This window comes from Acinetobacter calcoaceticus DSM 30006 = CIP 81.8 (assembly GCF_000368965.1).
GTDB lineage: Bacteria > Pseudomonadota > Gammaproteobacteria > Pseudomonadales > Moraxellaceae > Acinetobacter > Acinetobacter calcoaceticus.
Genome location: NZ_KB849780.1, coordinates 776,033 through 788,103 on the forward strand (window position 1 = coordinate 776,033; position 12,071 = coordinate 788,103).

Annotated in this window: 12 protein-coding genes; 4 read left to right on the top strand and 8 right to left on the bottom strand. The window is 36.7% G+C overall.

Features of this window, described 5'->3' with window-relative positions:
• Nucleotides 1-4: 4 nt before the first annotated feature.
• Together ptsP and F936_RS08575 are read right to left on the bottom strand one after the other, a co-directional pair.
• On the bottom strand, nt 5-2,860 hold the full coding sequence (gene ptsP / locus F936_RS08570) for a phosphoenolpyruvate--protein phosphotransferase (protein ID WP_005046651.1): 2,856 nt from the start codon (nt 2,858-2,860) through the stop codon (nt 5-7).
• Between the two features lie 324 nt (nt 2,861-3,184).
• Nucleotides 3,185-4,045: an alpha/beta hydrolase family protein gene (locus tag F936_RS08575; RefSeq protein WP_005046653.1), complete on the bottom strand. Its 861-nt coding sequence runs from the start codon at nt 4,043-4,045 to the stop codon at nt 3,185-3,187.
• A gap of 141 nt (nt 4,046-4,186) precedes the next feature.
• On the opposite strand from F936_RS08575, the gene F936_RS08580 reads away from it, so the two are divergent.
• Nucleotides 4,187-4,642: a hypothetical protein gene (locus tag F936_RS08580; RefSeq protein ID WP_005040049.1), complete on the top strand. Its 456-nt coding sequence runs from the start codon at nt 4,187-4,189 to the stop codon at nt 4,640-4,642.
• Nucleotides 4,643-4,679: 37 nt separating this feature from the next.
• Here the strand turns inward: F936_RS08580 and F936_RS08585 are convergent, their stop codons facing one another.
• The 3 genes from F936_RS08585 to brnQ form a co-directional block, all read right to left on the bottom strand.
• Entirely contained in the window at nt 4,680-4,922 is a 243-nt protein-coding gene (locus F936_RS08585) for a hypothetical protein (protein ID WP_004643085.1), read from the bottom strand.
• Between the two features lie 266 nt (nt 4,923-5,188).
• On the bottom strand, nt 5,189-5,608 hold the full coding sequence (locus F936_RS08590; RefSeq protein ID WP_004643084.1) for a GlcG/HbpS family heme-binding protein: 420 nt from the start codon (nt 5,606-5,608) through the stop codon (nt 5,189-5,191).
• Nucleotides 5,609-5,799: 191 nt separating this feature from the next.
• The gene (gene brnQ, locus F936_RS08595) at nt 5,800-7,101 is read right to left on the bottom strand and encodes a branched-chain amino acid transport system II carrier protein (RefSeq protein WP_005046654.1); all 1,302 of its coding nucleotides are present in this window, start codon (nt 7,099-7,101) and stop codon (nt 5,800-5,802) included.
• Between the two features lie 353 nt (nt 7,102-7,454).
• Here brnQ and map point away from each other — a divergent pair, with 353 nt between their 5' ends.
• Nucleotides 7,455-8,249, top strand: a complete 795-nt coding sequence (map, locus tag F936_RS08600) for a type I methionyl aminopeptidase (RefSeq protein ID WP_003652125.1) — start codon at nt 7,455-7,457, stop codon at nt 8,247-8,249.
• A 42-nt stretch (nt 8,250-8,291) separates the two neighbouring features.
• Here map and F936_RS08605 read toward each other — a convergent pair whose 3' ends face one another.
• Nucleotides 8,292-9,191 (bottom strand): LysR family transcriptional regulator, encoded by a 900-nt coding sequence (locus F936_RS08605; protein ID WP_005046655.1) that lies wholly within the window; start codon nt 9,189-9,191, stop codon nt 8,292-8,294.
• 242 nt (nt 9,192-9,433) lie between these two features.
• On the opposite strand from F936_RS08605, the gene F936_RS08610 reads away from it, so the two are divergent.
• A complete protein-coding gene (locus F936_RS08610; RefSeq protein ID WP_005046656.1) occupies nt 9,434-9,757 on the top strand; it encodes a hypothetical protein in 324 nt (107 codons plus the stop codon).
• A gap of 47 nt (nt 9,758-9,804) precedes the next feature.
• Here the strand turns inward: F936_RS08610 and grxD are convergent, their stop codons facing one another.
• The gene (grxD, locus tag F936_RS08615) at nt 9,805-10,146 is read right to left on the bottom strand and encodes a Grx4 family monothiol glutaredoxin (RefSeq protein ID WP_004643080.1); all 342 of its coding nucleotides are present in this window, start codon (nt 10,144-10,146) and stop codon (nt 9,805-9,807) included.
• Nucleotides 10,147-10,372: 226 nt separating this feature from the next.
• Between grxD and F936_RS08620 the strand changes: the two genes are divergently transcribed.
• Nucleotides 10,373-11,581 carry an aspartate aminotransferase family protein gene (locus tag F936_RS08620; protein WP_005046657.1) on the top strand — a complete coding sequence of 403 codons (1,209 nt, stop codon included), beginning with the start codon at nt 10,373-10,375 and terminating at the stop codon, nt 11,579-11,581.
• Between the two features lie 51 nt (nt 11,582-11,632).
• Here F936_RS08620 and F936_RS08625 read toward each other — a convergent pair whose 3' ends face one another.
• The gene (locus F936_RS08625) at nt 11,633-12,064 is read right to left on the bottom strand and encodes a CBS domain-containing protein (RefSeq protein WP_003652114.1); all 432 of its coding nucleotides are present in this window, start codon (nt 12,062-12,064) and stop codon (nt 11,633-11,635) included.
• Between the last annotated feature and the right edge of the window lie 7 nt (nt 12,065-12,071).

Consider the following 12,071-nt stretch of genomic DNA (forward strand, 5'->3'; position numbering starts at 1 on the left):
ATCTTTACAGTTCTTGTTCGGATAACTGACGTACAGCAGGGGCGCTATCACATTCAAGTGCACGCTGTGCAAGTATTTGAGCTTGGCTGTAGTTTAGTGTACGAATCTGTGCTTTTACCAAGGCAATACTATTCGGTGACATACTGAGTTCATCTACACCTAATCCCATAAGAATAGGTACAGCTTTGGGATCAGCTGCTAGTTCACCGCATATTCCTACCCATTTGCCATATTTGTGTGCAGCTTTTACTGTTTGATCAATCAATTGCAAAATACTTGGATGAAGACCATCTGCTTCAGCAGACAGGATAGGATGGCCACGGTCAATAGCTAAGGTATATTGAGTTAAGTCATTTGTTCCAATACTGAAAAAGTCCACTTCTTGAGCAAGAATAGGGGTAAGTAATGCGGCAGAAGGAACTTCTATCATAATGCCAACTTGTAAGTTCGCACACGTATATGCAGCTTTTACTTCATCAAGAATTGCTTTAGCTGCACGCCATTCTTCTACACGACCAATCATTGGGAACATGATTCTTAAAGGGCGATCATCTGCGGCTTTAAGCAAAGCAGTAAGTTGTTGACGCAATAGCTCTGGCCGTCTTAAGGTTAAGCGAATGCCTCTTAGTCCTAAAAACGGGTTTTCTTCTTCTGCAATCGGTAGGTAAGGCAGAGGTTTATCACCTCCTACATCTAAAGTGCGTACTACGAGAGGACGACCAGCAAGTGCATCTAAGACAACCCGATAATCTGCTTCTTGGGCTGCCTCATTTGGGGCGCTGCTATGAGCCATAAAAACAAGCTCTGTTCTAAGTAGGCCAATTGCTTCCGCGCCACATTCTACTGCGTGGGCTGTAGCTTGAACTTTTCCTAAATTGGCTGCAATTTCGATTTGGTGTTGATCTAGAGTAATCGCAGGTTCTTGGCAGTGGCGTTCAGCCTCTTCACGAATTTTTTGTTGAAACTCACGTTCCTGTTTTGCGTGTTCGATTTGTTGAGTAGTTGGATCTAAAACAAAAGCTCCCGTGTCTCCATTAATTAGAAGAGAGCTTTTCTGCTCAATATCTAATACTTGATCACCAGCACCAACAATGGCAGGAATACCTAAAGCACGCGCAACAATAGCACTATGGGCACTAGCACCGCCAACAGCTGTTAAAATACCAGCAACACGATCTTTATTAAGGCGAGCGACATCACTTGGCCCGACATCATACATGATCAGGATATAAGGCTCTTTAGGTTCTTCGATGATAACTTCACCACAGAGTTGAGCCAAAACTCGATCACCAATATCACGTAAGTCTGTAGCACGTTCAGCCAGTAAACGGTCTGGTAAAGCCGCTTGCTCTTTAGCTGCTGCTTCAATATGTTCATGCCAAGCAGCAGGGGCAGAAAGATTTAAGTTAATCTTTTGATAAACACCATTAATGAGATCGGGGTCATCAAGCATTTCCAAATGTGCTTGGAATATTTGCTTAATTTCAGAAGCTTCAGATTTCGCAATCACTTGGTGAATATTGTTTTTAACTGCATGAAGAGCAATATCAAGTTTTTCTTTCTCAGCTTTAACACTTAAACCCATACGTTCATATTGATAAACTTTAGGTTTAATGACATGTACTGGGCCAAAAGCTAAACCACTAGAAGCCGGAATACCTGTATTTGTACTCAATGTTTTTGGTAATGATGTTACTGTTTGAGGGGTTTTGTCTTCTTTGGTATCTGAAGAGAGTAGTGGTTCAATTTCTTCCCCTAAGCCTTGTTGTACTGCCAAAATCACTTTATCTAAGGCTTCTACTGCATCTGTTCCTGGTTCAGCAATGAAACGTAAAGTTTGGCCGCGTTTACATCCTAAAGCCAATAAGCGAGTCAAACTCTTAGCTGAAACAAAACTACCTTCATCTACTGCAACTTGAATATCGCCTTGAAAAGTTTTTGTTAAGTTCACTAAATGAGTCGCGGGTCTAGCATGTAATCCATGTGCATTGGCCAATACAACTGAACGGTTTGGCCAATCGGGAATCACTTCCGCACCAATAATTTTAGCAATTTCATTTGGTGCTTGGGTTTGATCTAGTTGTGCAACTTGTTCTGGATTAAATAAAATATCAATCAGCCGATTAAATCTTTGGCTATCTAACTGATCATTTGCAGCAACACAGACTAAAGTATTTAGTTTCTGCCCGTTTAAATCTAAGGGATGACGTGGTTTTACAATACTAATAGCTGGTTGTTGAACAAACTGATTACTAGAAACAGACCAGATCTGGTCTTGCAACTGAATGACTTGCTCTGGAGCTAGAGAACTTAAAAAACCACATTTTACGAAATTCTGTTTTTTAAGCACTTGAGTTGCTGCCCAAAACAAATCTTCAATATCTTGAGCTTCAATTTCAGTTTGAATTAAATTTTCATGTAGTGTTAAAGATAATGGTTGAGCTTGTAATAGTTCAATAATTTGTTCAGGTTGTGATGCATTTTTTACTTGTTCACTTACATCCTGCATTAACGCTCTAGTTAATATTTGTAATACTTGTAAATGTTCATCAGATTTTGCTGCAATAACAACAGCTAAATAAATCGTATTTTCCCCATCCCATATTATTCCTTCTGGAAAATGGGCTAAACGAATACCAGTTTTTAAAATAAATTCTCGTGACTGAGGAGTCCCATGGGGGATTGCAATTCTCTGACCTAAATAGGTCGCACTTTGCTGTTCTCGGTTGATAAGTCCTGTTATATAGTCAGGAGTAACCAACCCATCTTTCACTAATATATCTACTAGACACTGTAATGCATGTTGTTTATCAACAGCATGTTGATTCATATGAATATGTTGAGGCTCTAGTGCTAGCATAATTATCCTTGAACAATTTCTTTGGCTTTAGCTAAAACAGAAAAAAAGAAGCTGTTTGTATTAAAATAGGTTAGTTTAACCGTTTTTAAACAACAGCTTCAGATAAATTACCATAGCAGAACTTTAAAGCTATATCGACGTATTTACGTAAAAAATGCTCGTTTTTAATACAAAGAAGTGAATGTTGAATATATTTTACTTATCTAGTGATAACTATAAATTTAATAAGATTATTTTATAAAAGAGAAGGGAGTTTTAATAATAAAAAAAACCTCTAAACCGGATTACTGGTATAGAGGCAAAAAGTAAATGATGAATTGAAAATTAGTATTGAATTTCTTGCTCTAAAAGAGGCCAGATCTTTTGATGTGATTTTTTAAACATTAGCATGTGTCCGATTGATTTATATCCGAGTTTTAGAGGATTGAGCTCTAGCATTTTAGTAGATGCATTAGGATATAAACTTAATAATTCTTCAACGTTATGTTGAGTGGCAATTTCATCGTCACTTGCCCAAATCGAAGTAATCGGGCAAATAATTTCAGTATGAAAATCCTGAAAGACAGTTTTACCTATGGCATTTTTTACATAGCCTGGGTTGCTACAAAACTCTCTCCATTGTTGAGCAACTTTTTTAGGCAAGTTTTCACCCATCTCAATAAATTGAGTAGCGCCATAACCTTTTAAAGTACTAGAAATTGGAAAGATAACCTTAAACATGACAGGTGCCAGAAACTTGGTTTTTCCTTTTAGGCCTTTTACGTTGCCAGTAGAACCTGCTATCGCAACAACTTTTGCTACTTTGCGAAAATTAGGCACAATTCCTAACAGTTGCCCACCAGCACTATGGCCAAGAAGAGTAACTTGTTCTGCTTGTGTCTTTTCTAATAAAGCATCAATTGCACAAGGAATATCAAGTGTTCCCCAATCATTAATACTTGCTTCACTTTGCTTTAAAGGTCCATGCAATGAGTCTCCAATTCCACGGAAATCAAAACTTAATACTTCATAACCTTGTTGGCTTAACCATGTAGCAAAAGCATGATAAAAATTTTTGGTAATACCAGTGGCTGGGCAAATCAAAACAGGATTGGCCGACTTTTTTGATTGAGCTGGATAAAATTGTGCAGCAAGTTGATAACCATCTTTGCAGGTCATCCAAAATGATTCAAAAGTGTTATCCATAATATTAAGTAATGATTAGCTTGTTGATGACTTTAATTTACATGAGTTCTAAAATGATACTTGATTAAAATGTGACTATAAAGTCAGGATTTATGCTATACAGCTCATAGAAATTTAATAAAACGAATAAAAGGGAAAAAGATGGATTTACCAAAGGCTGTACAGTTGGCCATTGTATTTAGTGGCATATTTTTATGGATAGGTATGTTAACCGGGGTGTGGAAATATTGGCAAATACGCCGTTCGGAATTGAGTCGTGCACATTATTATGTGGATATTGCTCATCGAAGTAGCTTACTTTACGCAGCTGCTAGCTTAATTCTTGCTGTACTAAGTTATTTTACCGTTTTAACTGAAAATATTACTTTGTGGAGTGTGTTAGCAAATCTCTTATTTTTTAGCTTTTCAATTTTAGTTTATATCGTACATGGGTATTTACAGGACACTACAAATCAATTTAAACGACCCCATCGGTTAGGTCGTCTTAACCTGCCTTCATGGTTAATGTCTTTAATGATGGTTGCATTGATTATTGCTGAATTATTAGCAACAGCTATTTTAGTTATGGGAACAATTTTTTTATTTTTAGATATATAAAAAATGGATGATTACTCATCCATTTTTAATCTTACAGTTATTGTTGACTAAGACGTCTTTTAGCTAATTTTCGCATCTTATGATCGACAAAGGCCCACAAACAAAATATGAAAGAAACAACCATCGCATACATAAAGTATTCGGGTTTTAAATTTCCTTTAATCATACCTTGAAACAGTAAGGTCAGCATAAGAGCAAGCGGCGTTACTCCATAAACAACTGAATCTTTGCTGTTCAGAGTGTTAATGAAGACTTGTTTGTTGAAATGTAATGATAACATCTCCATCCCTCCTTGTAGTTGTGCTAAAACCTAATGTTTTAGTCAAGAATAAGTTTTAAGCTTAATGTTTTACTGCTATTTTTAATTCAATTCAAGAGAGAATAGCAATTTTTTTGAGCAGTTTTATAAAAACCTCTATATTTATAAAGGTTTAAGGTATTAAAAAGGTAAATGTTTAATATTTTTGTATGAAATACTTATTCTTTTAGAAAAGAGAAATTATTTAAGTGAAAAGTGGATTAATTTCTCTTTCCTGTCATTTTACTTTAGCTATTATACTTTTTTAAAAAAGCGTCGATTGCATGTTGAGCAATTTCTGCATCTTCAAAAGATTGAACACCTGATACACCAATAGCACCTAAAGTTTGACCTTCATAAAGAATAGGTTTTCCACCTTCTAGCATCCCTTGAGCGCTGGGCATACTTAAAAAACCAAGACGTCCACTTTTTAGAAGTTCTTCGTAAAATTTTGACGGTCTACCTGATATTGAAGAGCATTTTGCTTTTTCTAAGCATAGATGTGAACTTAAAGGAGAGGCGCCATCTAAACGTTTCATGAGTAATAGAGAGCTTGTTTCATCAACAATCGCAATGCTGACTTTAAAGTTGTGTTCAATAGCATATTTTTGAGCTTCTTCCATTAAAAACTCTGCATCTGCTAATGTTAAGTAATATTTAGTTTTCATTGTTGCTCTTCTTTCCTGAGTAAGCTAAAAATTATTTTAGTGTAATTTTACAGTAAAAATTGATTATATCTATTGTTGATTTGTCATTAAAAGCTAGTGTGGAAATAAAATGCTGGCTGGGTAAACACAGCATTTTATTCAATATATAAAATCATGTTTGGATAAAACTCGATTTCAAAAAAGCCACTAAATTAAATGTTTTTGAATTTAACTTTGTCGATAATTACGGTAATTACAAGAACAACTAAAGATGGGATCAACCATGCTAGGTTCTGTTCATTTAATGGTAAATGTTGAAGAAATTTAGGTAAATAATCACTGAAACCTGCCACTTTAAGACCATCAATAATACCGAAAATTAAAGAAATACTCGTTACTGAACCGACAATAAAAGAAGGCTTGTGCCAAAATTTCCAAAAGAAGCTCAGCATAATCACCACAATTGCAGGTGGATAGATTGCACTTAAGACAGGTACTGATATAGCAATCAGTTTAGTTAAGCCAAGATTCGAAATAATGAAAGAGAAACCAACTAAAATAAAGACTAAAAGCTTATATGGTAATTTGGTTAACTGAGCAAAGTACTCACCACACGCACAAGTTAAGCCAATTGCTGTAACCATACATGCTAAAAAGATGAGGCCAGTTAAGAATAATGAACCCATATTTCCAAAAGCATGTTGTACATATGCATGTAAAATTACTGCGCCATTTGCTGCATTTGGTGCTACTTCATGGCTACCTAAACCTAATTTGAATAAGCTTAAATAAACTAAAGTAAGACCAATACCTGAAATGAGACTGGCAATAATTGCATATTTGGTGACTAACTTTTTATCAGTTACACCGCGAGAGTAAATCGCTTGAATAATAACGATACCAAATACGAGTGCACCTAAGGTATCCATGGTGAGATAGCCGTTTACGAAACCTTCGGAAACAGGAGACGCAACGTATTGATTAATCGGAGCAGGTACGTAACCCGCAGGAATCATAACTGCTGCAATGCCTAAAATTGCTAAAGCAATAATTTTTAGCGGGGCAAGTACATGTCCTACTGTATCCAAAAGCTTGTTTGGATAAAGTGAAACTACAGTTACAAATGAAAAATAGATTGCACTATAGATTAGAAGACTGCTACTTGAGGTTCCAAAATAAGAGGAAAAACCAATTTCATAAGAAACAGTAGCTGTACGTGGAGTAGCAAATAGAGGTCCAACTGATAAATAACAAACAACAGTTAAAATCAGGCTTGCTACTCGACCTAAGGGAGAACTAATAATTTCAATGGATCCCTGCATGCGAGAGAGTGCCATAATGGTAATTACAGGTAAGCCGACAGCCGTAATCAAAAAGCCTAGTGCAGCTAACCAGACATGTTCACCAGCTTGTTGAGCGACGATGGGAGGAAAGATAATATTGCCAGCACCAATAAAAAGGGCAAAGGTCATAAAACCTAAGGCAATAATATCTCCAGTACGAAGATGTTGCATAAATTAAAAGTGAATAAAAAAGAAGGAATTTTAGAGCAAAAGTAATCATGTTCAAGCGCTAATTTATGTGAAAAAGCTTTTTTTCGGGTGGTTAAAACGATATATGGTGTTATATGCGATTGTTTGGTTAAAGTATGTGCTTGAAAAGCCATTAAAAGGACAAAAGAACTTCTTTTTAAGTTCTGACTTTTTATAAAAAATATGTAAGAATAAAAAGATAAACTTTTACTATGAATGCTGGATATTTAAGCATTTTAGGCTTTTGGTCTGACTTATATTCATCCTAAAATATTTTGAATTACCTTAGGTTTTGTAGGGACGGGCATGTTTCTTGTCTGCGAGGATAGAATTGAATGAGAGCTTCTACTGTTACCATTAAAACTGAACAAGATCTGGAAAAATTAAGAGTTTCTGGACGCTTGGCCGCGCAAGTTTTAGAAATGATAGAGGCCTATATTAAACCGGGCGTATCTACTGAATATTTAGATAACCTCTGTAATGACTATATTGTAAATAATTTAAAAGTTATTCCCGCTAATGTTGGATATCACGGTTTTACAAAAACGATATGCACTTCAGTAAATGAAGTTGTTTGCCATGGGATACCATCGCCGAATAAAATTTTAAAAGATGGCGATATTATTAATATTGATGTTGCAATTATTAAAGATGGTTATTTTGGCGATACGAGCCGCATGTATTTTGTGGGTAATGTAAACCCACAAGCAAAAAAACTGGTTGATACAACTTATGAAGCGATGGTTGCTGGTATCCATACAGTTAAGCCAGGAGCTACATTGGGTGATATTGGTTATGCTATTCAATCGGTTGCTCACCGAGAAGGCTATAGTATTGTTCGAGAATATTGTGGGCATGGGATCGGTAAGGTCTATCATGAACAACCCAATGTTTTGCACTATGGGCAGCGTGGGCAAGGTTTGGTTTTAAAGAAAGGAATGGTTTTTACCATTGAGCCTATGGTGAATGCAGGTAGGCCGCAAGTGAAAGAGTTAAATGATGGATGGACTGTCATTACTCAAGATCTTTCGTTATCTGCTCAATGGGAACATATGGTTGCAGTAACAGATACTGGCTTTGAACTATTAACACCATGGCCCGAAGGTGTGGGAAATTATCCTGCAATTTAAAAAATATAAAAAAGTTCGATAATTTATCGAACTTTTTTTATTTTAACGCTCAGAAAGATGTTCGACTAAATAGTCAATGAATACTCGAACAGCAGGTAACAACCCTCGGCGTGATGGATATACAGCATGTAATATTCCATGAGGCGCTTTCCAATCTGGCAATATCTGTAGAAGTTGCCCAGACTTCAGGAAATCTTCTGCTGCACTCTCTGGCAATAATGCGATACCGCAGTTCTGACTAGCCAATTGAGCCAACATGTGTATGTTTGTGCCCATTACAATCGGGCTCACTTTGATTTTCTTTTGTTGATTGTCAGGTCCATGCAAAATGAATTGTTGATCAAGATGTTCTTCAGATAAACTTAAAATGCGATGTTCACTGAGCTGCTCAGGGTTTTTTATATCCCCAAACTCATTTAAATATGCCTGACTTGCGAATAAACTTTGTTCTATAAGGGCAAACTGTCTAAGAACTAAACTCGGATCGTCATCTAGTTTTGAGCGAACACGTAAAGCGATATCAATCCCTTCATTAATGACATCCACTCGGCGGTTACTGACCATAAGTTGCAAACGAATTTCAGGATATTTTTTTAAGAAAGCAGGTAGGATTTTAGGAAGTTGGTTTTGAGCAATATCAACAGGCACACTAACCTTCACCACACCTCTAGGTTGAATACTTAAATGATCAACCAAATCATGAGCAGCTTGTGCAGCATTCATCATGACTTGAGCATGTCTATAAATATCCATTCCAATATCTGTAACGGCAAAATGACGAGAGCTACGTTGGATTAAGCGAACGCCTAAGTTTTCTTCTAAGCTGTACACACGACGACTTAATTTTGATTTTGGTATATCCGTTACACGCTCAGCAGCACTAAAGCCGCCATGCTCAACAACGAGAGCAAAACAATAAAAATCATCAAGATCAGTGAGCATTAAAATATCCTATTTCTGCAACAACCATGATTTTACATCATTATTTTTGCAACGATAATTCTTATACTAAATTTTTTGTAAGCAGGAGATAAATTCATTATCTAATTGCTGGAGATAAATTTGAAATTATATTGTAATTACGTTGTAATTTTAATGTGTGTGTTTTAATTGGGTTTATGGGTTGTCTATAGAACTATTAATCAATTTCTTCTACACTATAATTTTTCTCTACTTCAAATCTAATGCCTTATCAATTGATAGAACTTAACGATGCCTCTATGAATATCGAGTGTCCATTTTGCAAACAAGCGATAATTGACTGGACACAAGAGCAATACGTTCAGCCATGTGAACATACTTTATTTATTGCTATGGATTTAGGATTCGAGTTTGTTGCAGATCGATTTGAAGAGTGCATGAATCAGAGCGTGGATGAGTTACACGAAGATCCAAATATGAATATTTTTGAAGCTCTAACTACGACACCTTATGAGAATCTGATTGTTTTAAAATCTGATTTAGGTGTGGAGGGTTTATTCCGCTATGTGGGAGTGAGCGATTTTTAAAGTTGAGAGCATAAAAAAGCCAATCTATTGATTGGCTTTTTTATTATTTACGCTTCTGGAGCTGCGCTATATTGTTCAACTAATGGTTTTAATTCACCATTTTGGAACATTTCAAGCATGATATCGCTACCACCAATAAGTTCGCCATTTACCCAAAGTTGCGGGAATGTAGGCCAATTCGCAATTGCTGGTAAGATTGCACGAATATCAGGATTTTCCAAAATATTTACATATGCAAATGGACGACCAATTTGACTGAGCGCCTCTACAGCACGTGCAGAGAAACCACATTGTGGAAACTGTGGAGTGCCTTTCATGTAAAGTAAAACGGGATGCTTCGCAATTTGATCGCGGATTAACGCTTCAGTATCACGTGCTTGTTCAGTCATAAATAGATCCTCAACTAATCTAGCAGCATTATAGGGGGTGTTTACATCGCTTTGCAAACCACCTGATTACTTAAAGTTGCATTGAATCTTCATATTTTATTGTATAAACCGAAGTGATAGCGAAAAGCGGACGAAATTTTAGATAAATGATTGATGAGACTTTTCATCAGAGCCAGTTTTTGCTTATATAAACCCTTCTTAAAACCTCATACAGACAGAGTTCGTTATGACTGATATTACCCTAGCTCCAATACAACCTGATCAACCATCACACTTAATGGCTACTTATGGTCGCCAAGCGATCAGTTTTGTACGAGGCCGAGGGGCATATCTATATACTGAAGATGGTACAGAATATCTAGATGCCTTAACTGGTATTGCTGTATGTGGTTTGGGTCATGCACATCCAGTCATTGCAGAAGCTATTGCTGAACAAGCTGCAACACTTGTGCACACAAGTAATTTATTTGAAATCCCTTGGCAAACTGCTGCTGCTCAGAAGCTTGCTGAGGTTTCTGGCATGGAAGAGATCTTCTTTTCAAACAGTGGTGCTGAGTCAAATGAAGGTGCGATTAAGATTGCTCGTAAATTTGGTACCCAACAAGGTGTACGTTTGCCAAAGATTATTGTGGCAGAACAATCATTTCATGGTCGTACTTTGGCAACACTTTCAGCAACTGGTAATAAAAAAGTACAAGATGGATTTGCTCCCTTGGTGAATGATTTTATTCGTGTGCCGTTTGGTGATGTGGAAGCAATTCAGGAAGCCGCTTTACAGCATCCAGATATTGTTGCAATTTTGATTGAGCCAATTCAAGGTGAGGGTGGTATTAATACTGCTCCTCAAGGCTTTAGCTATCTTGAAGAAGTTCGCAATATTTGTAATCAGCATAACTGGCTTATGATGCTAGATGAAATTCAAACAGGTAATGGGCGTACTGGTAAATATTTTGCATATCAGCACACCAACATTGTGCCTGATGTCCTGACGACTGCGAAAGGACTCGGAAATGGCTTCCCAGTGGGTGCTGTAATGACACAAGGTAAAGCTGTTGGTTTATTGGGACCTGGTAGTCATGGTTCTACCTATGGCGGTACTGTACTAGGTTCTCGTGTGGTTTATACAGTCATTGATACAATTCAAAAAGAGAATGCTGTAGAAAATGCGGCGGTAGTAGGACGTTATATTGTTGATCAACTTCGTGCAAAATTAGCTGACAAGAATGTTCAAGTGCGTGGTTTTGGTATGATGATTGGTATTCAATTACCTAAAGACTGTGCTGAACTCGTTGCTATTGCTCGTGATCAACATAAGTTTATTATCAACGTTACAGCAGGTTCGGTAGTTCGTCTATTACCGCCTATTAATATGACTCAAGCGCAGGCCGATGACTTGTTAGAGCGTTTAGTTACTTTGATTAATAACTATCTTTAAGTTTTAGTATAAAAATGGGCACTTAATGTGCCCATTTTTTATTTCAAAGCATTACCCAGAGATATACTGCTTTAACTGTTCAATTAAGTTTTTCTGATCTTCCATTGCTGCTTTTACCAAGTCGCCAATAGAGATAAAACCAACTAATTTTTCATTGTCCAATACTGGTAAATGACGTAAGTGACGATCTGTCATTAACTGTAAACACTCTTCAACTGTGTTGTTTAAACTTACAGTAAGTACTTTAGATGTCATAATTTCAGCGACTGTAGTGCTATATGAAGAACGTTCCATAAGCGTCACTTTGCGCGTGTAGTCACGTTCAGATAAAATTCCGACAACTTTTTCACCATCGGCTACGACTAACGCACCAATTCCTTTGTCAGCCATGATTTTAATGGCTTCAAGGACAGTGGCTTCTGGAGAAATTGTAAAAATATCTTGCTCTGATTTGTTTTTGATTACTTGTGCAACGATTGTCATTTCTTCT

Coding starts and splice junctions, on each gene's coding strand:
- ptsP (WP_005046651.1), bottom strand. CDS start 2,860: ATGCTAGCACTAGAGCCTCAACATATTCATATGAATCAACATGCTGTT.
- F936_RS08575 (WP_005046653.1), bottom strand. CDS start 4,045: ATGGATAACACTTTTGAATCATTTTGGATGACCTGCAAAGATGGTTAT.
- F936_RS08580 (WP_005040049.1), top strand. CDS start 4,187: ATGGATTTACCAAAGGCTGTACAGTTGGCCATTGTATTTAGTGGCATA.
- F936_RS08585 (WP_004643085.1), bottom strand. CDS start 4,922: ATGTTATCATTACATTTCAACAAACAAGTCTTCATTAACACTCTGAAC.
- F936_RS08590 (WP_004643084.1), bottom strand. CDS start 5,608: ATGAAAACTAAATATTACTTAACATTAGCAGATGCAGAGTTTTTAATG.
- brnQ (WP_005046654.1), bottom strand. CDS start 7,101: ATGCAACATCTTCGTACTGGAGATATTATTGCCTTAGGTTTTATGACC.
- map (WP_003652125.1), top strand. CDS start 7,455: ATGAGAGCTTCTACTGTTACCATTAAAACTGAACAAGATCTGGAAAAA.
- F936_RS08605 (WP_005046655.1), bottom strand. CDS start 9,191: ATGCTCACTGATCTTGATGATTTTTATTGTTTTGCTCTCGTTGTTGAG.
- F936_RS08610 (WP_005046656.1), top strand. CDS start 9,434: ATGCCTTATCAATTGATAGAACTTAACGATGCCTCTATGAATATCGAG.
- grxD (WP_004643080.1), bottom strand. CDS start 10,146: ATGACTGAACAAGCACGTGATACTGAAGCGTTAATCCGCGATCAAATT.
- F936_RS08620 (WP_005046657.1), top strand. CDS start 10,373: ATGACTGATATTACCCTAGCTCCAATACAACCTGATCAACCATCACAC.
- F936_RS08625 (WP_003652114.1), bottom strand. CDS start 12,064: ATGACAATCGTTGCACAAGTAATCAAAAACAAATCAGAGCAAGATATT.